The organism is Microbacterium sp. OR21 (genome assembly GCF_047306785.1).
GTDB lineage: Bacteria > Actinomycetota > Actinomycetes > Actinomycetales > Microbacteriaceae > Microbacterium > Microbacterium esteraromaticum_E.
Genome location: NZ_JAZEXJ010000001.1, coordinates 517,764 through 538,530 on the forward strand (window position 1 = coordinate 517,764; position 20,767 = coordinate 538,530).

Below are 20,767 nucleotides of genomic sequence, written 5' to 3' on the forward strand. Positions count from 1 at the left end.
TCACCCGAGGTGACCGGCGCTTCCGGTTGTGCGATCAGATCGCCGAGATCACTCCGCCGACGGAGGGGTGACCGAGATGAGCGCTGCGGTGTTGCTCTGCATCGCCTTCTTCACGGTGATCACGGTGCCGTAGCCGACGCCCGCATCCGCCGGGTTGCCCGATCCGAGGATCGTGTTGCCCAGGTCGAGACCGTAGAGGTCGGTGGCCGGGGAGCCGTCCGCGTTCACCACGCGAGTCGTGTACGGCGCATCTCCGACCGACGGCACGACGACGGAGGCGTCGCGCAGGCGGTAGTACAGGTCGTCACCACGGACCTCGATGCCGGGCACCCAGCCCTTGTCATCGGTGAAGGTGCTCACCGGCGACTGCGGGGCGATCGTGGTGCACGCCTCCTTGTAGTTCTCGTCGACGGAGCAGTCCTTGAACGAGTACGTCGGCTGGAGGCCGAACGCGGCGTTCGACGACTGCGCTCGGCTGGAGATGTTCTTCAGCGGCGACGGATCCATCGCGGCCTGCGCGCCGGTGCGGCGCAGCGGGTCGAAGTGGCTGTCGACGAGCAGCAGCCCGCCCTTCGCGCCCCAGCTCGGCAGGGCCGTGTGGTTGGAGGCGACGTGGTTGGTGTCGCCGTAGGTGGTGTCGCGGTACCAGACCAGCGCGCCCGGCGCGTTGTACGGCACCTTCTCGACCTTCCAGGCCTCGTCGCTGTACACCGTGGTGTACCCGTACTTCAGGCCCTCGTCGAAGCCGTCGAGGTTGCGCCACTCGACCAGGTAGTACTGCGCCTTGATCTGCGTGCCGCTGTCGTGGTGCCATCCCGCGCCGGTGGTGTCGGTCCACGTGCCGACGGTGGCGGTCCATCCGTTGTCGCCGTTCTCGACGTCGTCCGTCCACACCGCGGTGTCACCGCTGGTCAGGGCGAAGTCGTCGGCGAACCAGCCGCGCTCCTCGAAGGCCGCGTCGGTCGCCTGACGCAGGCGCACCTGGATGCTCTTGCCGGCGAACGACGACACGTCGATGTAGTCGTGACGCCATCCGTCGCTGGATCCGGTCAGACCGTACTTCTTCCCGCCGAAGTCCTTCAAGCGGCCGTTCGGGTCGGAGTAGCCGTCGTCGGTCGAGACCAGCGTGCCTGCCTCGTCGTAGACCTTCTGCTCGCCCCATGTCTTGCCGCCGTCGGTCGACACCTCGACGAAGCCGAAGTCCCAGTCCTCCTCGATCACGTAGTCGTTCCACATCCAGAACTTCGCGTTCGCGGGAACGCTGTCGATCGAGCGGCTCAGCGTGACGTCGGCCCAACTCTGGTCGGCGCCGGAGTACCACATGTCGTCGCCGCTGTGCGGGGTGGTGAGCACGATCTTCTTGTCGGGCAGGTTCACCTTGATGCCGTCCTCGGTGCCCTTCTTCGGGCGCGAGGTCTGGCCGACCTTGATCGTGCGGGACCTCTCGCCCGGGTTCACGACCTCGGGGTCGGCCCAGCCGAGCACCCACTTGTCCCAGAGGCCCATGTGGGTCGGCATCGACTGGAAGATGGGGCCGGAATGCGATCCCGAGCTCATCAGATCCCAGAAGTCGATGTCGGAATTCCCGGCGTTCGACGTGTCGTAGAGGTCTGGAAGACCCAGGTCGTGGCCGTACTCGTGCGCGAACACGCCGACACCCGAGTCCTCGGGCTGCACGATGTAGTTCGAGATCTTCAGGTCGGTGCCGGGGATCGTCGCGCCGCCGGCGACAGCGGAGGAGTGCGCCCAGATGGCGTAGGTGCCCTCTTCGCCACCACCGCCGGACTTGTCGGCGCCGGCGTGCACGAGCACGACGTGGTCGATCACGCCGTCGGGCTCGTTCACGTTGCCGTCGCCGTCGCGGTCGCCCTGGTCTTCGATGTCGTAGTCGGCCCAGGGGAAGTCCGGGTTCTGCGCGGCCACGGCCGCGACCGCGTCGATCGGCAGCTGTCCCGGTCCGAGCGGGTTGTCGGGGTGGCCCTGCATGTCCTGCATGGGACCGGCCTCCCACTCGCCCGCCTCGTTCTTGTGGCAGACGGTCGCGCCGTAGTAGCCCTCCGAGTGCGGCACGCTGACCCATTCGGTGGCAGAGCCGCTCAGCGAGTACGCCCCCCGCGACATCTCCTCGTACATGTTCTTCATGGTGTAGCCCGAGATGTCGAAGCCGGGCTTGCCGTCGGGGCCGGTGAGGTCGGTGCGCACCCGCTCGGTGATGCCCTCGTCGGTGAAGAGCATCTTGTTGAAGTGCTCGCTCGAGAAGTCGGGCACCCACATCGAGTTGTTGTCGAGGTGCTCGGTGTCGGCCGGGTCGGGGATGTTGTTGTGCAGGGTCGGGCCCTGCACACTGCCCGGCTTGCAGTCCGTGGCGCCGAACTCGGTCGGCACGTACAGGTCGCTGAAGTCGTCGGTGCCGTCGAACTCGACGAGGATGGTGAGGAGCTTCGCCTGCTGCGTCGTCTTCGACTTCTTCAGCTGCTTCGGGCTCTTGCCGGTCTTCAGCGCCTTCGCCTCGGTCTTGGCCAGCTGCTTCGCCGCCTTGGGGTTGCCCTGGGCGAACTTGTGGTCGTGCTCGGCGGCCTTCTCGAGGGCCTTGCCGCTCACCGACCGCTTCATCTGTCCGGTGGTGTTCGCGATCGGGGCATCCGCCGGGACCTCGACCATGTTGTCGACTCGCGGCGCGACGTAATTCATGTAGTACTCGTCAGAGCCGATCTGGGGCGCCGCCTGTGGCGCCTCGGTGTCGGGCGACGCAGCCGCGGTCGCGGTCGCCCCGCCGAAGGCCGTGAGGCCGGCGGCTGCGATCACGAAGGCGGACGTCGCGGCCACGGCGCGTCGTCGCGCTGGGGCAGTCCGATGTGACATTGCTTCTCCCTTCGGACACCGTCGTCGAAGGGGTCCCGCGACGGTGCGAAATGAACCACCCCGATCGGGGCGGACCTATACGGGTTTACCTGCAGAAACGCTGAGAGGGAAGAGGAAACGCGAGAAAACCTCGACTGGTGCGCGGAAGAAGGTGTCCGTCACTCGGGTACTAGGGAGCCCTAGCAATTGCTCTGTGTCCCGCGTATCGTGGTCACTGTGCCAAAGACGGTGCAGAGGAGCGTCACACAATGACTCGTATGATCCCCCATTTCGTAGGCGGAAAGCACGTCGAACCGACCGGCGGTCGCATGGCCGACGTCTTCGAACCGAGCACGGGAGCCGTGCAGGCACGTGTTCCCCTCGCCACGACCGACGAGGTCCGCGCCGCGATCGACGTCGCCGAGGCGGCGCAGCCCGAGTGGGCCGCGACCAACGCGCAGAAGCGCGCCCGCGTGCTCATGCGCTTCGTCGACCTCGTGAACCGCGACATGGACGAGATCGCCCGTCTGCTCTCCAGCGAACACGGCAAGACGTTCGAAGACGCCAAGGGTGACGTGCAGCGCGGGCTGGAGGTCATCGAGTTCTGCATCGGGGCTCCGCACCTGCTCAAGGGTGAGTACTCGACGGGGGTCGGAACCGGCATCGACGTCTACTCGATGCGGCAGCCGCTGGGCGTGGTCGCAGGCATCACGCCGTTCAACTTCCCCGCCATGATCCCGCTGTGGAAGGCGGGTCCTGCCATCGCCTCCGGCAACACCTACATCCTCAAGCCGAGCGAGCGCGACCCCTCCGTGCCGGTGAAGCTCGCCGAGCTGTTCCTGGAGGCGGGTCTGCCCGCCGGCGTCTTCAACGTCGTGCACGGCGACAAGGAGGCGGTGGACGCGCTGATCACCGACCCGCGCATCCAGGCGGTCGGCTTCGTCGGGTCCACCCCGATCGCCGAGTACATCTACACGACCGCCATCGCGAACGGCAAGCGCGCGCAGTGCTTCGGCGGAGCGAAGAATCACCTCATCGTCATGCCCGACGCCGACCTCGATCAGGTCGCCGACGCCCTGATGGGCGCCGGCTTCGGTTCTGCGGGGGAGCGCTGCATGGCGATCTCGGTCGCCGTGCCGGTGGGGGAGGAGACGGCGGATGCCCTGGCAGCCAAGCTCACCGAGCGCGTCGCCGAGCTGAAGGTCGGACCCTCGCTCGAGGAGGGGATGGACTACGGCCCGCTCGTCACGAGGGATGCCGTGAACCGCGTCACCGGGTACATCCAGCAGGGCCTCGACGAGGGCGCCACGCTGCTCGCCGACGGTCGTGGCTTCTCGGTCGAGGGTCACGAGGAGGGCTTCTACCTCGGCCCAACGCTGTTCGATCACGTCACCACCGACATGGCGATCTACCGCGAGGAGATCTTCGGCCCGGTGCTCGTCATCGCGCGCGCCGCCGATTACGAAGAGGCGCTGGCGATGGCATCCGACCACGAATACGGCAACGGCGTGTCGATCTTCACCCGCGACGGCGACGCCGCGCGCGACTTCACCGCCCGTGTGAACGTCGGCATGGTCGGCGTGAACGTGCCCATCCCGGTGCCCATCGCGTACTTCACCTTCGGGGGCTGGAAGCGCAGCGGATTCGGCGACCTCAACCAGCACGGCACCGACGCCTTCCGCTTCTACACGAAGACCAAGACGGTGACGAGCCGGTGGCCCTCGCACGGCGTGCGCGACGGCGCCAGCTTCGTCATCCCCACGATGTCCTAGGAGCCGGAGCCATGACCATGATCGAACCCACCACCGTCACGGCCGAGGAGCGCGAGGCCATCCTCAGCGCCGTACGCGAATTCGCCGAGAGCGAGCTCGCCCCGCACGCCGCCGAGCGCGACGAGAAGCACATCTTCCCGCGCGAATCGCTGCACCGCGCAGGCGAGCTCGGCCTCGGCGGCATCTACGTCGGCGAGGAGTTCGGCGGCACGGCCCTTGGAAGGGTCGACACCGTCGCCATCTTCGAAGAGCTCGCCAAGGGCGACCCGGCGGTCGCCGCGTACATCTCCATCCACAACATGGTCGCCTGGATGATCGACACCTACGGCGACGAGACCCAGCGCGGCCGTTGGCTGCCCGCGCTCACCGCCATGGAGCAGTTCGGCGGATACTGCCTCACCGAGCCGGGCGTCGGCTCCGACGCCGCGAACCTGGCCACGACCGCGATCCGCGACGGGGATGACTACCTGCTCACCGGGGTGAAGCAGTTCATCTCCGGTGCGGGCGAGGCAGGGGTCTACGTCGTCATGGCCCGCACCGGCGATCCGGGCTCGGGAGCGAAGGGCATCTCGGCCTTCCTCGTTCCCGGTGACGCCGAGAACCTCAGCTTCGGCGTCAACGAGAAGAAGATGGGCTGGCACGCCCAGCCCACCCGTCAGGTGATCTTCGACGGGGTGCGGGTTCCGGCATCCGCCATGCTCGGGGAGGAGGGGCGCGGCTTCGCGATCGCCATGTCGGCGCTCAACGGGGGCCGCCTGAACATCGCCGCCTGCTCGCTCGGGGGTGCGCAGTGGGCGATCGAGAAGGCCGTGCAGTACGTGCACGAGCGGATCGCCTTCGGCGAGCCGCTCGCCGAGAAGCAGTCGATCCTGTTCGCTATTGCCGACATGCGCACGGAGCTGCAGGCCGCGCGCCTGATGGTGCGCGACGGCGCGCAGGCGGTCGACGAGAAGGCCCCGGACGCGACCATGCGCTGCGCCATGGCCAAGCGGTTCGCCACCGACGCCGGCTTCGAGGTGGCCAACAGGGCCCTTCAGCTGCACGGCGGCTACGGCTACCTTCAGGACTACGGAGTCGAGAGGGTCGTGCGCGACCTGCGCGTGCATCAGATCCTGGAAGGGACGAACGAGATCATGCGACTCATCGTCGGACGCGAGATGCTGCGCCCCGCGGGCTCGGTCTCGATGCGGAGCGCATCATGACCCGCATCGCCTTCCTCGGGCTCGGGCACATGGGGCTGCCCATGGCCGTGAATCTGGTGAGGGCGGGGCACGATGTGCACGGGTTCGACCTCGTGCCCGCCGCGATCGACGCGGCGCGCGCGGCGGGCATCCCGGTCGCCTCCAGCGGTGCGGATGCTGTCGCGGATGCCGAGGTCGTCATCACCATGTTCCCGGCGGGGAAGCACGTGATCACCGCGTACCGCGACGAGCTGCTCGCCGCAGCCGCGCCGGGCACGCTGTTCATCGAATCGTCGACGATCGCCGTCGACGAGGCGCGCACGGCGCACGAGATGGCCGTCGCCGCCGGTCATCGCAACGTCGATGCGCCCGTCTCGGGCGGAGTGGTCGGCGCCGAGAACGGCACCCTCGCCTTCATGGTCGGCGGGTCCGACGACGACTTCGCGGCGGCCCTGCCGCTGCTCGAGGCGATGGGAAAGCGCATCGTGCACTGCGGCGGACCGGGTCTGGGTCAGGCGGCGAAGGTGTGCAACAACATGATCCTCGCGGTGTCGCAGATCGCCGTCGCCGAGGCCTTCGTGCTCGGCGAGCGGCTCGGCCTCGAGCATCAGGCGCTGTTCGACGTCGTCTCACAGGCATCCGGCCAGTGCTGGTCGATCACGACCAACTGCCCCGTGCCGGGTCCCGTGCCGACGAGCCCGGCCAACCGCGACTACCAGCCGGGGTTCGCCGGCGCACTGATGGCGAAGGATCTCGGCCTCGCGCTGCAGGCGATAGACCAGACCGGAACGGATGCCAGGATGGGCCGTCTCGCGCAGCAGCTGTACGCCGCGTTCGCCGAGGGGGACGGTGCGGCGCGGGACTTCTCGGGGATCATCACCGACATCCGGGAGGGCACGGTCTGACACAGCCTCAGGTGGGGGACGGCGGCGACGTCGGGCCGACCTGAGATACTGGAGGCGCCGCGACGTGGCGGCGGGAGGGGAGCGACATGTCCGAGTACGAGACGATTCTTGTCGAACAGCGAGGACGGATGGGCTGGATCACCCTCAACCGGCCGGAGGCGCTGAACGCCCTGAACGGCCGGGTCTCAGAGGAGGTCGCGGCTGCGGCATCCGTCTTCGATGCGGACGACGGCGTCGGCGCCATCGTCGTGACCGGCTCCGAGCGGGCGTTCGCCGCGGGCGCCGACATCAAGGAGATGGAGTCGAAGACCGGTGCCGAGATGCTCGACACCGACCACTTCGGCGCGTGGACCCGCTTCGCCGCCGTGCGGACCCCGGTCATCGCCGCCGTGTCGGGTTACGCGCTCGGCGGCGGCTGCGAGCTGGCGATGATGTGCGACATCATTCTCGCCGCCGACACCGCCACCTTCGGACAGCCCGAGATCAACCTCGGCGTGGTGCCCGGGATGGGTGGCACGCAGCGGCTCATCCGCGCGGTCGGCTACTACAAGGCCGCCGAGCTCATCCTGTCGGGCCGGCTGATCAAGGCCGATGAGGCCGAGCGAATCGGACTCGTCTCGCGCGTGGTTCCCGCGGCCGACCTGCTCGACGAGGCGACTTCGCTCGCCGAGACGATCGCGTCGAAGTCGCTGCCTTCGCTGTATGCGGCCAAGGCGACGCTGGATGCCGCGATGGAGACCACCCTCGAAGCCGGCCTCGCCGTCGAGAAGCAGCAGTTCGCCGCGCTGTTCGACACCGCAGACCAGAAGGAGGGGATGGCCGCGTTCCGCGAGAAGCGCCCCCCTCATTTCCAGCACCGGTGAGCGCTGCCATGGATACGCTGCCCGATGACGCCGACCTGACCCTCTCCGAGGACGATCGCCGCGAGCTCGTGCAGTGGACGGTGGCGTGCGCGGAGCGGATGCTGCCGTTCTTCCTCGCCGAACGCCCGCACGACCTCCGCCCGCAGGAGGCGCTGGACGCCGCCCATGCGTTCCTGCGCGGCGAGCTCAGCATCGACGAGGTGCGCGAGCGGGCGTTCGCCTGCCACGCTGCGGCCCGCGAGTCGACGGATCCGAACGCCATCGCGGCGGCTCGGGTCTGCGGTCAGGCGGCGGCTGTCGCGCACATGGCCGGGCACGCCAGGCAGGTGCCGCGGTACACGGCGAAGGCGTTTCCGGGCGATCGCTCGCGTCGCGACGAGGAGCTCGCCTGGCAGCGGATGCGTGTGCCCGAGCGCTTCGATCACTACGTCTACGACGGGGACTGACCCGCCCGCCGATCGCTCGCCGGCCGATTCCCGCGAGACTTGCGTTTCAGCACGAGACGGACCTTCTGGAGCACTGTCTCGTGCTGCAGTGGAAGTCTCGCGGGAAGTGCGTGTCGAGGGGGCGACGTCAGAGCGCGGTGCGGAGGTCGGCGAGAGCCTTCTCGAGGCGGCGCTGGCGTGTGGCGTCCTGCTTCGCCTCGGCGATCGAGCGGGCGATCTCCTTCCGCCGCGTGTACGACAGGCCCTCGAAGGCGGCCCGCGCGACGGGATCGGCATCCAGCGCGGCGGCCAGCACGTCCGGCGCGTCGACGGTGCGCTCACCGGCGTCCGGCGCGATGATCGCGTCGAACTCCTCGCCGAGCTCGACCCCCATCTCCGCGCGCGCCGCCTTGCTGAAGCCGATCAGGTTCTTCCCGCCCATGCGGGAGAGGCGCAGCCGCGCTGTACGGTCGCCGATGGTGACGACGACCGGGAACGCCTTGGCGTCGCTCAGCGCGGCGACCTGCTCGTCGTCGAGCACGATGGCTCCCGCCGGACCCATCGGCTCGAGCACAGTGTGCAGTCGCAGTTCGCTCACGCCGGTCATCCTAGAGAAGATGCCGGTCAGGCGAAATGCTCGCTGATCGCGTCGTTGCGCTCGGTGATCACACGGATCAGGTGACGACGCATCACCGAGACGTCGACCATGCGGCCGATCGGCCCGAAGGGCGAGCGGAAATCGATCGTGTCGCGCATCAGCGTGCCGCCGTCGAGCCCCTCGAACTCATGGGTGTGCAGAAACGACGCGAAGGGCCCGCGAACCTGACGGTCGCGGAAGCGTCGAGGGCGCTCGACGTCGAAGACGAGCGAGGTCATCCGGAACCGCAGGCCGAAGTGACGGGCGCTCCACGTGATCTGCTCGCCCTCCGCGAGTCGGCCCGAGGTGCGGCCGGATGCCACGCGCTCGCCGTGTGAGCGCTGCGACGTGAGATGCAGCCCGACGTCGAGCGAGACGTCGAAGACGTCCTCCGGCGGCGCGGGGATCCTGCGCTCGAGAGTGAAGGACGGCATCAGAGCGGGTCGGGCAGCGGGCGCGGATCGGTGAAGTCGCCGGCGTTCTTGCGCAGACGCGCGACGATGCCGACCAGCGACGTCGCATCGTCGGCATCCAGCCCGGGGGAGGAGAACACCTCGGTGTTCAAGGCGGCGGTGGCCCGCTCGACGAGGTCGCGGCCGGAGTCGGTGAGGGTGAGGAGCGCGGCGCGACCATCGTGCGGGTGCCGGTCGCGGCGAACGAGACCGTCGCGCACCAGACGCTCGGCGGTGCTCGTCACGCTCGTCGCGTGCACCTGCAGGCGAGCGACGACGCTCGACAGCGGCAGCGTGCCGGTGCGGCTGAACGCGAGAAGACGCAGCACCTCGTAGCGGGCGAAGGTCACCTGGAACGGCTTGAGAGCGGCATCCACCCGCGACAGAAGCAGCTGCTGCGCCCGCATCACCGACGTCACCACGGCCATGCCCTCGGCTGCGTCCGTCCAGCCGTGCGCGAGCCACTGCCGTTTCGCCTCGGCGAGGGGATCGATGGGGAGGGGGCGGGGACGGGCCATGACTCCACGGTATCTGCCCGGCGCCCTTCACCCGAGCGAGACTGAGTATCATTTGATGTGACACCTGATTCCAGAAGTTCGCGCGGGTAGGATCGGTACCGGCGAGAGGGAGGTTCGATGAAGATCTACGTCCTGGTGAAGGAAGTGCCCGACACCTACGGTGACCGCAAGCTCGACCTCGAGACCGGTCTGGCGGATCGGACTGCGGGTGACGTGGTGCTCGATGAGATCACCGAGCGCGCACTCGAGGTGGCTCTGTCCTACGCCGACAAGAACCCGGGAACCGAGGTCGTGAGCCTGTCGATGGCTCCCGAATCCGCCACCGCGTCCGTGCGACGCTCTCTCGCGATCGGCGCCGCCTCCGCCGTCCACGTCGTCGACGAAGAGCTGCGCGGTGCAGACCTCACCCTCACCGCAGAGGTGCTCGCGGCCGCGATCCGCCGCGGCGAGCCCGACCTGGTCATCACCGGCAACCTGTCGACCGACGGAGTCGGAGGTGTCATCCCAGCGATGCTCGCCGAGCACCTCGGCTGGGCGCAGGCGACCGCGCTGAGTGCGGTCGAGATCGGCGACGGTCAGCTCACCGGCATCCGCACCGGCGACGCAGGCACGCAGGACGTGACGGTGCCGCTCCCGGCGGTCATCTCGATCACCGAGGCGCTTCCGGATGCCCGCTTCCCCAACTTCAAGGGCATCATGGCCGCGAAGAAGAAGCCCCTCGAGGTGCTCTCACTGGCGGACCTCGGCGTCTCGGCCGACCCGGCCGTCGCTCCCCGCACGATCATGACGAGCGTCGCCGAGAAGCCGGCGCGAGCCGCCGGCGTCAAGATCACCGACGAGGGCGACGCCGCGGCGCAGCTCGTCGAGTTCCTCGCACAGAACAGGCTGGTGTGACATGGCGTACCCCGAGAAGTCGATCCTCGTCCTCGTCGACGTCGACCCGTCCGGTGACGCCGCCAGCAGCACGGCGGCGCTGATCGGCGCCGCCTCGACGATCGGAGCGCCGGTGGCGCTGATCGTCGGCGGCGGCCAGGCGGCGACCGACGCGGCGGCTGCAGCCGGCGCACAGGTCGTGCTCACGGCGGCCGGCGATGCCTCATCGCTCACCGTGCCCGCCGTCGACGCGCTGCAGACGGCGTACCGACAGGTGCGGCCGGATGCCGTGCTCATCTCGAACTCGATCGCCGGTCGGGATGTCGCCGGGCGTTTCGCCGTGCGCGAGAAGCTGGCGCTCTCGGTGGATGCGATCGGCGTCTCCCGTGACGATGAGGGCGTGACGGCCCAGCACTCGGTTTACGGCGGCTCGTACCTCACCGACTCGGCGCCCACCTTCGGCACCCCGGTGATCACCATCCGCCAGGGTGCGGTCGACGCGCGCGCCGAGGCGGTCGCCTCGCCCGTGATCGAGGAACTGTCGGTCACGGCATCCGGCGCGGTCGCCGCCACCGCAGGCGAGATCGCCGCCGAGGAGAAGACGTCGTCGCGACCCGAGCTGCGCGGAGCCACCCGAGTCGTCTCGGGCGGGCGCGGGCTCGGCTCGAAGGAGAAGTTCGTTCTCGTCGAGCAGCTCGCCGACGCGCTCGGTGCCGCCGTCGGCGCGTCGCGCGCGGCGGTGGATGCCGGGTACATCCCGTACGCGCACCAGGTCGGTCAGACCGGCGTCTCGGTCTCGCCGCAGCTGTACGTCGCGCTTGGGATCTCGGGCGCGATCCAGCACCGTGCCGGCATGCAGACCGCGAAGACGATCGTCGCGATCAACAAGGACGGTGACGCGCCGATCTTCGACGTCGCCGACTTCGGCATCGTCGGCGACGTGTTCACCGTCGTGCCGCAGCTGATCGAGGCGCTCGAAGCCCGGAAGAAGTGACCATGGCCGGATCCATCCGCCGCGGCCTCCCGCGGGTGAAGGGCGGCGAGCCGTGGCCTCCTGCGACCGAGGTCGAGGCCGCCGACGCTGTCGAATCCGCCCAGCCCGCCGAGCTCCCCACCCCGACGTCGACAGCACGGGACCTCGCCGAGAGCACGGCTCCTTCGCGTGAACGACCCGTGCAGTCGCCGACGTCCCGTGCTCTCGACGAGGGGGTTCCGGATGCCTCTGCGCCGGCCGGCGTGAGCCTGCGGCGCGGGCTTCCGCGCGTGCCGGGCGGGGAGCCCTGGCCCCCCGCGGACGCCACGGCCGTGGCATCCGTCGCCGCTGCCGTCCCCGAGCCCGCTGCCGGTGCGTCGAGTGAACGGGACCTCGGCGAGCGCACGGCTCCTTCGCGTGAACAGGCCGTGCAGTCGGCGACATCCCGTGCTGTCGACGCAGAGACCGACGCGGAGGCGGGCGCGGAGATTGCGCACGCTGAGGCGGGGGCGGATGCCGGTGTCGCGGTGCGACGCGGGCTTCCGCGCGTCGCAGGAGGGGAGCCGTGGCCTCCGGCCGGCACCATGCCCGTGACCGCACACGTCGGCGCAGCGGCGGCGACCCAGGAGGCGGCGACCACTGCGCCCGTCGCGAGCGAGTCCGTTCCGGCGACGGACGTCGCCGCGACCACCGGCACTCCGGCAGCCAGGGAGGTCATCGCCTCGACGTCCCGGCCCGATGTCTCCACCCCTCTGCCATACCCGCGCACCGTCTGGCAGGGGCGCGCTCCGCGGCACGCGGCCGAGCCGCTGTCCGAGCCCTCGCGTCTCCGCCCGACTTGGCCACAGGCCATCGGGGGACTTCTGGGCCTGGCATCCCTCGGCCTGCTCGCCGTCGCCGCGGTGTTCCTCATCCGCACCTTCCTCAGTTTCCCGCTGATGCAGGACTTCCTCGCCACCTACCCGGGCGAGTACCATCCGGCCGTCGACGTCGAGCCGGGCTTCGCCCCGTGGGCGAACTGGGCGCACTTCTTCAACATGTTCCTCATGGTGCTGATCATCCGCTCCGGCCTGCGCGTGCGCAGCGAGAAGCGGCCGACGGTGTTCTGGACGCCGCGACGCAACGCCAAGGGCAAGATCAGCCTCACGCTCTGGTTCCACCAGGCACTCGACCTGCTGTGGATCATCAACGGCGTCGTCTTCGTCGTGCTGCTGGTCACCACCGGCCACTGGGCGCGCATCGTGCCGACGAGCTGGGAGGTGTTCCCGAACGCGCTGTCGGCGGGGCTGCAGTACCTCTCGTTCGACTGGCCGACCGACAACGGCTGGGTGAATTACAACAGCCTGCAGCAGCTGGCCTACTTCGTCACGGTGTTCATCGCCGCGCCGCTCGCGATCGTCACCGGGTTCCGGATGTCGGGGCTGTGGCCGAAGAAGGCTGAGAAGCTCTCGAAGGCGTACCCGGTCGAGTGGGCGCGGGCGCTGCACTTCCCGGTGATGCTGTATTTCGTGGCGTTCATCATCGTGCACGTCGCGCTCGTGTTCCTCACCGGGGCGCTGCGCAACCTCAACCACATGTTCGCCGCTCAGGGGTCGATCGACGGCGCCGCGTACGCCGCGAACTGGACGGGCTTCTGGGTCTTCGTGCTCGCGATGGCCGTGATCGCCGGGGGCTGGTTCGCCGCTCGTCCCCTCGTGCTCGCACCGATCGCGAAGCTGTTCGGGCAGGTCTCCGGTCGCTGACCCTGCACTGTTTCGTCGTCCGCGCCCCCTCTGATGCACGCGATCCAGAGGGGGCGCGGTCGTTCAGACAGGGCGCCGATTTCGCGAACAGGCAAGAAGCCGGATTCTTGAGGCGTCATCTGGCCGGTCTGCGTGCGATTCCTTCGGCGCGCTCAGTAATCTGAGCGGACCGGTGAGGACGCCGGTGGGAGAGGATCGCGATGACGCAGATCGGAATCGTGCAGGAGCAGCCGGACGAGGCGCGGGTCGCGGCGACCCCGGCCACCGTGCAGACGCTGCGGAAACTCGGCTACGAGGTGGCCGTCGAGATCGGGGCGGGGGAGCGCTCGGCGTACCCGGATGCCGCGTACGCGGCTTCCGGCGCCCGCCTGGTCTCCCAGGCGGAGGCGTGGGCGAGCCCGGTCGTGCTCAAGGTGAACCCGCCGACGGATGCCGAGATCGCCCGCCTCTCTGACGGCGCCACCCTCATCGGGCTGCTCGCCCCGGCTCTGCGGCCGGACCTGGTCGAGTCGCTCGCGCAGCGGGGGATCACGGCGATCGCGCTCGACGCCGTGCCACGCATCTCCCGCGCGCAGTCGATGGACGTGCTCAGCTCGATGGCGAACATCGCCGGGTACCGGGCGGTCGTCGAGGCGGCGCACGAGTTCGGGCGCTTCTTCACCGGGCAGGTGACGGCTGCAGGCCAGGTGCCCCCGGCGAAGGTGCTCGTCGCCGGAGCCGGTGTCGCCGGGCTCGCGGCGATCGGTGCGGCGTCGAGTCTCGGCGCGATCGTTCGCGCCACCGACCCGCGCCCCGAGGTGGCCGACCAGGTCTCATCGATCGGCGGGACGTATCTCGCCGTCGACGTGCAGGTCGAGAAGTCGACAGACGGCTACGCTAAGGCGACGAGCGAGGACTACAACCGCCGCGCTGCCGAGATCTACACCGAACAGGCAGCCGACGTCGACATCATCATCACCACCGCGCTGATCCCGGGGCGGCCCGCGCCGAGGCTCATCACCGCCGCCGATGTGGCGAGCATGAAGCCGGGTAGCGTCATCGTCGACATGGCCGCAGCGCAGGGCGGCAACGTCGAGGGCTCGGTCGCCGGTGAGCGGACGGTCACGGCGAACGGCGTGATCATCCTCGGGTACACCGATCTCGCCTCGCGCCTGTCGACCCAGGCATCCCAGCTCTACGGCACCAACGTCGCCAACCTCGTCGCGCTGCTCACGCCGAACAAGGACGGCCTGCTGAGCATCGACTTCGACGACGTCGTGCAGCGCTCGGTGACCGTCGTCCGCGATGGTGAGATCACGTGGCCGCCACCGCCCGTGCAGGTCGCCGCGGCGCCCGCGGCATCCGTTCCGAAGACGGAACCCGCGCGGATGCCCGAGAAGAAGCCGATGTCGGCTGGCAAGAGGGCCGGTCTGATCGTCGCGGGCATCGCCGCGCTGTTCCTCGTGAACGCGTTCGCGCCCGCGCCGCTGCCGCAGCACTTCACCGTGCTGATGCTCTCGGTCGTGATCGGCTTCTACGTGATCGGCAAGGTGCACCACGCGCTGCACACGCCCCTGATGTCGGTGACGAACGCCATCTCGGGTGTGATCATCGTCGGCGCGATGCTGCAGATCACCGACGCGAACCCCGTGGTGCAGGTGATCGCCGCCGTCGCCGTGCTCGTGGCCAGCATCAACATCTTCGGCGGCTTCGCGGTGACCCGACGGATGCTCGGCATGTTCACCCTCGGCCCGACCAAGGGAGCCGACAAGTGAGCGTCGACGCCCTCGCGGCCGCCGCATACATCGTCGCGGCCCTGCTGTTCATCCTCAGCCTCGCCGGTCTCAGCCGCCACGAGTCCGCCCGCGCGGGCGTGATCTACGGCATCGCCGGGATGGCGATCGCGCTCGGCGCCACCCTCGCACTGACGATCGCGGATGCCTGGGGAACGCCCGGTTCGACGCTCGGGCTCGTCCTGCTCGGCGCCGGCGTGCTGATCGGCGCCGCGATCGGACTCTGGCGGGCACGGGTCGTGCAGATGACGCAGATGCCCGAGCTGATCGCCCTGCTGCACAGCTTCGTCGGTCTCGCCGCCGTGCTGGTCGGCTGGAATGGGCACCTTGCCCACGCGCCCATCCCGGCTGAGCTGGTCGGCATCCACAACGCCGAGGTCTTCATCGGAGTCTTCATCGGCGGCGTCACCTTCACCGGCTCCATCGTCGCCTACCTCAAGCTGTCGGCGCGCATGTCGTCGCGCCCCCTCATGCTGCCCGGCAAGAACGCTCTGAACGTCGGCGCACTCGTCGCCTTCGTCGCGCTGACCGTCTGGTTCGTGATCGACCAGCAGCTGTGGCTGCTCGTCGCCGTCACCGTGCTCGCGTTCGCGCTCGGGTGGCATCTGGTGGCATCCATCGGCGGCGGCGACATGCCCGTCGTCGTCTCGATGCTCAACAGCTATTCCGGCTGGGCCGCTGCCGCCGCAGGCTTCCTGCTGAACAACGACCTGCTCATCGTCACCGGTGCGCTCGTCGGCTCGTCCGGTGCGTACCTGTCGTACATCATGTGCAAGGCGATGAACCGGTCGTTCCTGTCGGTGATCGCCGGAGGCTTCGGCATCGCGGCATCCGCCTCATCCGACGACGAGCACGGCGAGCACCGCGAGATCACCGCCGAGGCCGCCGCGGCCATGCTCACGGCGGCGACCAGCGTGATCATCACCCCGGGCTACGGCATGGCCGTCGCGCAGGCGCAGTACCCCGTCGCCGACCTCGTCACCCGGCTGCGCGAGCGCGGCGTGCAGGTGCGCTTCGGCATCCACCCCGTCGCGGGCCGCCTGCCCGGGCACATGAACGTGCTGCTCGCCGAGGCGAAGGTGCCGTACGACATCGTGCTCGGAATGGACGAGATCAACGACGACTTCGCGTCGACCTCCGTCGTGCTGGTGATCGGAGCGAACGACACCGTCAACCCCGCGGCCGCCGAGGATCCGGGCAGCCCGATCGCCGGGATGCCCGTGCTGCGCGTCTGGGAGGCCGAGCAGATCATCGTGTTCAAGCGCTCGATGGCCGCCGGCTATGCGGGGGTGCAGAACCCGCTGTTCTTCCGCGACAACGCGCAGATGCTCTTCGGCGACGCGAAGGAGCGGGTGGAGGACATCATCCGCGCCCTGTGATCCGGCATCCGGATGCCCCTTCGCCGCGGGTCAGGCGCGGACGAACCGCACCTCGGTGAGCGTCTCACCCAGGAACGGCTCGGTGTGGCTCTCGCCGTCGAGGGTGAAGCCGTTGCGCTGATAGAAGCGGTGCGCGCGCGGGTTGTCGTCGGCGACCCACAGGTAGCTCGGCTCGCCCTCGTACACGGCCGCGTCGAAGAGCTTCTGGCCGATGCCGGTGCCGTGATAGGCGTCGAGCAGGTAGATGAAGTAGAGCTCGCGCAGCGCCGGTGCATCCTTGTCGCGTGCGGGACCCGATCCGACGAAGCCGACGATCTCGCCATCGACGAGAGCCGCGCTCATGCGGAAGTCGTCGCCCTGCCGAGCCCAATTCGTCCACAGCTCCGCCATGCGCCGCGGGGAGATCCTCTCGAGCGCGGCCTTGCTGATCAGGTGGTCGTAGGTCTCGTGCCAGCACTGCGCGTGCACGCGGCCGAGGGCCTCCGCATCGACATCGCGGACGGGTCGGACGATGATCTCGGTATGGGCTTCCGTGCTCATGGTCGTGACTCTACGCGCCGCTGTCGCGGACCGGAAATCGGCGGATGACACACATGCGCTCATGTGGGTATCAGCCAACGAAGTTGGGGGTTTCCTCGTGGATCACTACTATCGCCCCTTGTGAATGTGATCTGGCGCACCCTTCTCGTCATCCTGCAGGCCCGGCTGCGCACGCGCCGCGGCAGTGCTCTCGACCCCGCTGCGGTCAGCCGCATCCGCGTCACCACACTGCCGACGGACCTCGACATCCTGCGGCACATGAACAACGGCCGCTACCTCTCGCTGTTCGACCTGGGCCGCTGGGATCTGCTGATCCGCACCGGCCTGTTCGACGCAATGAAGGATCGCGGCTGGTACGCGGTCGTCTCGAGCGAGACGGTCACCTTCCGCAAGTCGCTGCAGCTCTGGCAGCGTTTCGACATCGAGTCGCGCTTCGTCGGCCACGACGACAGGGCCGTCTTCCTCGAGCACCGTGCCGTGGTCGACGGCGAGGTGTACGCGCGGGTGATCGTGAGATCGCGGATGCTGCGCCGCAGCGGCGGCACGGTCAGCAACGAGGAGCTGTTCGCCGCCGTCGGAAAGCCGCAGGGGCTGCCCGAGGTCGAGCCGTGGATCCACGACTGGGCGTCGGCCTCGGCGCTGCCCTCGACGAAGAGCCCGGCGCCGAGCCTCTGGCGCTGACTGACGACGGCCCGCGCGCGATACTCTGAGCGCGTGGGGGAGATGCTCAAGGCCACCGGGCGCGTGCTGTGGCGACACTGGCCGTCGCTGCTGGCGTGGTACCTCGCCGGTGTGGTGGCGCGCTACTGGCTGATCGTCCTGGCCGGGTTCGTCGGGGCCTACACCTCCGTCGGTGGATTGATGATCCTCCCGCTCGCCGTGCTGTGCCGCCTGATCAGCCTGGTGGGCATGCTTCTCGTGCTGCGGGATGGGCTGCGCTCCCTGCAGGCCGTGGCGCCGCTTCCCGATTCGGCGGCCGACCGCCGCCGGACCTTCCTGACCGCACTGCTCGCGAGCATCCTGCCGTTCTTCGCCATCTACACGGCGCAGGGGCTGCTCGGCAGTGACGTGCAGGCGTACACGCTGCGCGCGCTGGAGAAGAACAGCGAAGAGATCGGCGCGACGCTCGGCACCGACCGCACGTTCGATCCCGGCGACAACATCACCGAGCTGTCCTTCAACGCCTGGACGATCGCGATCATCGTGCTGGCGTTCGCCGCCCGATGGGCATGGGGTCGCTGGTCGGCGAAGCTGCCGAAGGTGCTCAGCCTCGCAGCCGTGTACTGCGAGGTCGTGTGGGTCTTCTTCTCGCTGCTCCTGCTCAAAGACGCGGTGGACAGCGTGACATCGTGGGTCGACACCCGCGTCGCCATGGTGTGGGTGGCGGACGCCCGCGAGGCGGTGACGGGCTGGCTGGCGCCCTTCGTGTCGGTCGGTGACGGCGTCGGATGGCTGCTGGGTCAGGCGGGTCCGGTGCTGCTGGAGCCGATCTCGTGGCTCACCGTCGCCGGAGTCGTCTACGGGCAGGCGATCGTCGCCGAGAAGCTGCAGATCCAGCACAGGCTGGTCGCGGAGGTGCGCGAGCGCATCGCCCGGGTGCCGAACCCGCTGATGCGCCGTCTGCGCGATCTGGGAACGGAGCTCGCGTCGCGTGTCCTCCCGATCTGGCGAGCCGTCCTTCTGATGTGGCGCGCGGGCCCGGTGAGCATCGCGTCGTATGCGCTGCTGTACACGGCGGTCGTCGTCGGCGGATCGTGGCTGGACTACGGGATGGGCCGCGCTCTCGGCCCCCACGATCTGTACGAGTTCTGGACGGTGTACTGGCCGGTCATCTTCCTGATCCCCTCTCTGATCATCGAGCCGATCCGGATGGCGGTGATCGCCGGCGCGTACGACACGACGTTCGGCATGCTGCGTCGCGCGCAGGACGAGAGAACGGATGCCGCGGCACCGACCACGGTCGAGGAAGCGGACGCCGCGGCGATCACCGCAGCCGCCGGCGTGCTGCCCACGGCGTCGCCTCGAGGATCCGAGCCGACCGGCGCGACCGCGGTGCCCGCGCTCTGATCCGGGTGGAGCCGGTCAGGGATCGATGCTGAGCCGCAGGAATCGCGACTCGGCGTCGTGCGGCTCGATCTCGAGCCGGTACGGTCCTTCCGCGTCTTCGGGAACGACGTAGGGCAGCAGGAGCTGATACGGCTCCGCCGTCTCGCCGTCGAGGGTCGGCACGCAGACCTCGGGCTCCTCCCGGTCCCACGGCAGACCGATCTGCCCGCGCACCGATTCCCACACCCGTCCTGTGCCCTGCTCGATCAGCCGGGGTGCCCAGCATGTCGGGCCCTTCTCGCCCAGAGGGGTGATCTGCACGGTGACGCCGATCAGGGTGATGTCGTCGGGCACCGTCAAGCCCGAGGTGTCGGTGATGGCCTTCGCGCGCACCGGTCCCCACTTTGCTCCTTCGAGCACCACGGTTCCGGACTCTCCGGGTTCGACGGCCCACAGCGGCTTGCCGGAATCGGGATAGGCGTACTTCCACTCCCACCAGCCCGCCCCTCCGATCGCCGCCGGCAGCAGAACGGCCACGGCGCACAGCGCCACCGCGTTGCCGCGCCACCACCCGCGTCGCTCGGTCATCACTCGGCCCATCCGATCTCGTCGAGGCGGACTTCACGCTCCACAGCCATGTCGTCGAGATCGAGGGAGACCTCGACGATCCCGTCAGCCGCGTAGTCGTCGTTCTCCGCGAACACGAGCGTGGCGGAGCCGTTCAGCGCGTCCTCGGGAAGCTCGAAGGCGATGCTCCCGTGCTGCGGCACGCCGGTGACCAGTGGAAGCTGCACCATCGAGGTTCCGCGCTCGGTCGCCGAATAGGTCCGATCCCCGATGCGCAGGTCGGTCACCCGCAGGGCGGCGCCGGACTGGTCCCGCGTCGAGGCCGCGTCGAGGTCGACGACGAGCCAGGTGCCCTCGGCTCGCCAGCTCCCGTCCGAGACGGCGCGGGCGGCGTGGACGTCGGTCACCGTGACGGCGATGTTGCGGGCCTCCGCGTGCTCACCGACCTCCGCATGTGTGACGAAGGGGTCGTAGCGCGCGTCCTCATCCTTCTGCAGCTGGGTCAGACCCCAGGCCCCCACCACCAGCGCGATCGAGAGCGCCCAAGGGGCGGCGGCCTTCACGAGCCGCCGACGTGCGTCGGATCCGGAAGTCGGGACGGTCACGGCTCGACCACCTCCCGGTCGGCGGGAACCGCCGCCACAGGCACGGTGACGTAGGCGCCGGTGCGCACATCGGACCAGTACGTGCCCCGGGTGACGAAGGCGCCCTCGGAGCGCGTGGAATCCGGCAGCACGAGGCGGACCTCGTCGCCCGGCGCGATGGCATCCGCATCGATCGTCCAGGCCAGACGCACCCGCGTGGGGACGTCAGGCTGCAGGTACGACAGCACGCTGTCGTCTTCGACGCGCCGGGCATCGGAGCGCACGATCTCGACACCGTCGATGTGCACGCCGCTGAGCGAGTGAGGGGCGAGAGCGATGCGCGGCTCAGTGAACAGATTCGTCACCTCGAGCGTGACTATCAGGGTCTCTTCGCCTTCGTCGGGCACGACCCCGGCGCCCTGCACCTCTCCCCCGACCTCGGCACCGAGCACGGCGATCTCGAGGTCGGATCCGACGTAGTGCTCGCCGACTGCGAGCTCTTCGGGAACCGGCTGCGGAGCCGGCTCGAGTCCTCCGAACGCGGCGGTCGCGCCCAGCAGCACGGCTCCGGCACCCGTGATGATCCACCCCGTGGGGATGCGGTCGGCCATCGTCCGCGCCCACGCCGCTGCGCGCGCCTCGGACGCGGCGCGGTTCGCGGCATCCGCCTCGTTCTCCCCCACGCACACAGCATAGA

At 69.2% G+C, this 20,767-nt stretch carries 20 protein-coding genes; 12 read left to right on the top strand and 8 right to left on the bottom strand.

All coding sequences use genetic code 11. From position 1 onward, the window contains the following. Positions 1-48: 48 nt before the first annotated feature. Positions 49-2,826 carry an immune inhibitor A domain-containing protein gene (locus tag V2S04_RS02440; RefSeq protein ID WP_413636932.1) on the bottom strand — a complete coding sequence of 926 codons (2,778 nt, stop codon included), beginning with the start codon at positions 2,824-2,826 and terminating at the stop codon, positions 49-51. Positions 2,827-3,110: 284 nt separating this feature from the next. On the opposite strand from V2S04_RS02440, the gene V2S04_RS02445 reads away from it, so the two are divergent. The 5 genes from V2S04_RS02445 (at position 3,111) to V2S04_RS02465 (ending at position 8,008) form a co-directional block, all read left to right on the top strand. Then, on the top strand, positions 3,111-4,613 hold the full coding sequence (locus V2S04_RS02445; RefSeq protein ID WP_413636933.1) for a CoA-acylating methylmalonate-semialdehyde dehydrogenase: 1,503 nt from the start codon (positions 3,111-3,113) through the stop codon (positions 4,611-4,613). Positions 4,614-4,624: 11 nt separating this feature from the next. Then, positions 4,625-5,815 carry an acyl-CoA dehydrogenase family protein gene (locus tag V2S04_RS02450; protein ID WP_413636934.1) on the top strand — a complete coding sequence of 397 codons (1,191 nt, stop codon included), beginning with the start codon at positions 4,625-4,627 and terminating at the stop codon, positions 5,813-5,815. Continuing rightward, on the top strand, positions 5,812-6,699 hold the full coding sequence (gene mmsB / locus V2S04_RS02455; RefSeq protein WP_413636935.1) for a 3-hydroxyisobutyrate dehydrogenase: 888 nt from the start codon (positions 5,812-5,814) through the stop codon (positions 6,697-6,699). Before V2S04_RS02450 ends, mmsB begins: the two co-directional genes overlap by 4 nt. An 86-nt stretch (positions 6,700-6,785) precedes the next feature. After that, entirely contained in the window at positions 6,786-7,562 is a 777-nt protein-coding gene (locus V2S04_RS02460) for an enoyl-CoA hydratase-related protein (RefSeq protein ID WP_413636936.1), read from the top strand. Positions 7,563-7,570: 8 nt separating this feature from the next. Next, positions 7,571-8,008 carry a putative immunity protein gene (locus V2S04_RS02465; protein ID WP_413636937.1) on the top strand — a complete coding sequence of 146 codons (438 nt, stop codon included), beginning with the start codon at positions 7,571-7,573 and terminating at the stop codon, positions 8,006-8,008. A 127-nt stretch (positions 8,009-8,135) separates the two neighbouring features. On the opposite strand, the gene V2S04_RS02470 is transcribed toward V2S04_RS02465, so the two are convergent. The 3 genes from V2S04_RS02470 to V2S04_RS02480 are packed head-to-tail and all read right to left on the bottom strand — an operon-like array spanning position 8,136 to position 9,594. Continuing rightward, positions 8,136-8,585, bottom strand: coding sequence for a YdeI/OmpD-associated family protein (locus V2S04_RS02470; protein ID WP_413636938.1), 450 nt, complete (start codon positions 8,583-8,585; stop codon positions 8,136-8,138). Between the two features lie 26 nt (positions 8,586-8,611). Next, positions 8,612-9,058: an SRPBCC family protein gene (locus tag V2S04_RS02475; RefSeq protein WP_413636939.1), complete on the bottom strand. Its 447-nt coding sequence runs from the start codon at positions 9,056-9,058 to the stop codon at positions 8,612-8,614. Continuing rightward, positions 9,058-9,594 (bottom strand): MarR family winged helix-turn-helix transcriptional regulator, encoded by a 537-nt coding sequence (locus V2S04_RS02480; RefSeq protein WP_413636940.1) that lies wholly within the window; start codon positions 9,592-9,594, stop codon positions 9,058-9,060. The genes V2S04_RS02475 and V2S04_RS02480 overlap by 1 nt, the downstream gene beginning before the upstream one ends. Positions 9,595-9,711: 117 nt before the next feature. Here V2S04_RS02480 and V2S04_RS02485 point away from each other — a divergent pair, with 117 nt between their 5' ends. From V2S04_RS02485 to pntB, 5 genes are all read left to right on the top strand, one after another. Continuing rightward, positions 9,712-10,488, top strand: coding sequence for an electron transfer flavoprotein subunit beta/FixA family protein (locus V2S04_RS02485; protein WP_413636941.1), 777 nt, complete (start codon positions 9,712-9,714; stop codon positions 10,486-10,488). A gap of 1 nt (position 10,489) precedes the next feature. Next, the gene (locus V2S04_RS02490) at positions 10,490-11,461 is read left to right on the top strand and encodes an electron transfer flavoprotein subunit alpha/FixB family protein (protein WP_099195535.1); all 972 of its coding nucleotides are present in this window, start codon (positions 10,490-10,492) and stop codon (positions 11,459-11,461) included. A gap of 2 nt (positions 11,462-11,463) precedes the next feature. Continuing rightward, positions 11,464-13,182 (top strand): cytochrome b/b6 domain-containing protein, encoded by a 1,719-nt coding sequence (locus V2S04_RS02495; protein WP_413636942.1) that lies wholly within the window; start codon positions 11,464-11,466, stop codon positions 13,180-13,182. 200 nt (positions 13,183-13,382) lie between these two features. Then, complete coding sequence (locus tag V2S04_RS02500; protein WP_413636943.1) at positions 13,383-14,936, top strand: Re/Si-specific NAD(P)(+) transhydrogenase subunit alpha; 1,554 nt, start codon at positions 13,383-13,385, stop codon at positions 14,934-14,936. Further along, positions 14,933-16,333 carry a Re/Si-specific NAD(P)(+) transhydrogenase subunit beta gene (gene pntB, locus V2S04_RS02505; protein WP_413636944.1) on the top strand — a complete coding sequence of 467 codons (1,401 nt, stop codon included), beginning with the start codon at positions 14,933-14,935 and terminating at the stop codon, positions 16,331-16,333. Before V2S04_RS02500 ends, pntB begins: the two co-directional genes overlap by 4 nt. A 30-nt stretch (positions 16,334-16,363) precedes the next feature. Here pntB and V2S04_RS02510 read toward each other — a convergent pair whose 3' ends face one another. Beyond that, on the bottom strand, positions 16,364-16,873 hold the full coding sequence (locus V2S04_RS02510; protein ID WP_181417781.1) for a GNAT family N-acetyltransferase: 510 nt from the start codon (positions 16,871-16,873) through the stop codon (positions 16,364-16,366). Between the two features lie 120 nt (positions 16,874-16,993). Here V2S04_RS02510 and V2S04_RS02515 point away from each other — a divergent pair, with 120 nt between their 5' ends. Together V2S04_RS02515 and V2S04_RS02520 are read left to right on the top strand one after the other, a co-directional pair. Further along, entirely contained in the window at positions 16,994-17,554 is a 561-nt protein-coding gene (locus V2S04_RS02515) for an acyl-CoA thioesterase (protein WP_413636945.1), read from the top strand. Between the two features lie 33 nt (positions 17,555-17,587). Continuing rightward, positions 17,588-18,940, top strand: coding sequence for a hypothetical protein (locus tag V2S04_RS02520; protein ID WP_413636946.1), 1,353 nt, complete (start codon positions 17,588-17,590; stop codon positions 18,938-18,940). Positions 18,941-18,955: 15 nt separating this feature from the next. Here the strand turns inward: V2S04_RS02520 and V2S04_RS02525 are convergent, their stop codons facing one another. Genes V2S04_RS02525 through V2S04_RS02535 form a run of 3 tightly spaced genes read right to left on the bottom strand, consistent with a single transcriptional unit; the run spans position 18,956 to position 20,753 of the window. Further along, positions 18,956-19,507 (bottom strand): hypothetical protein, encoded by a 552-nt coding sequence (locus V2S04_RS02525; protein WP_413636947.1) that lies wholly within the window; start codon positions 19,505-19,507, stop codon positions 18,956-18,958. After that, a complete protein-coding gene (locus tag V2S04_RS02530) occupies positions 19,507-20,091 on the bottom strand; it encodes a hypothetical protein (RefSeq protein ID WP_413636948.1) in 585 nt (194 codons plus the stop codon). The genes V2S04_RS02525 and V2S04_RS02530 overlap by 1 nt, the downstream gene beginning before the upstream one ends. Continuing rightward, on the bottom strand, positions 20,088-20,753 hold the full coding sequence (locus V2S04_RS02535; protein ID WP_413636949.1) for a hypothetical protein: 666 nt from the start codon (positions 20,751-20,753) through the stop codon (positions 20,088-20,090). The genes V2S04_RS02530 and V2S04_RS02535 overlap by 4 nt, the downstream gene beginning before the upstream one ends. Positions 20,754-20,767 lie beyond the last annotated feature (14 nt).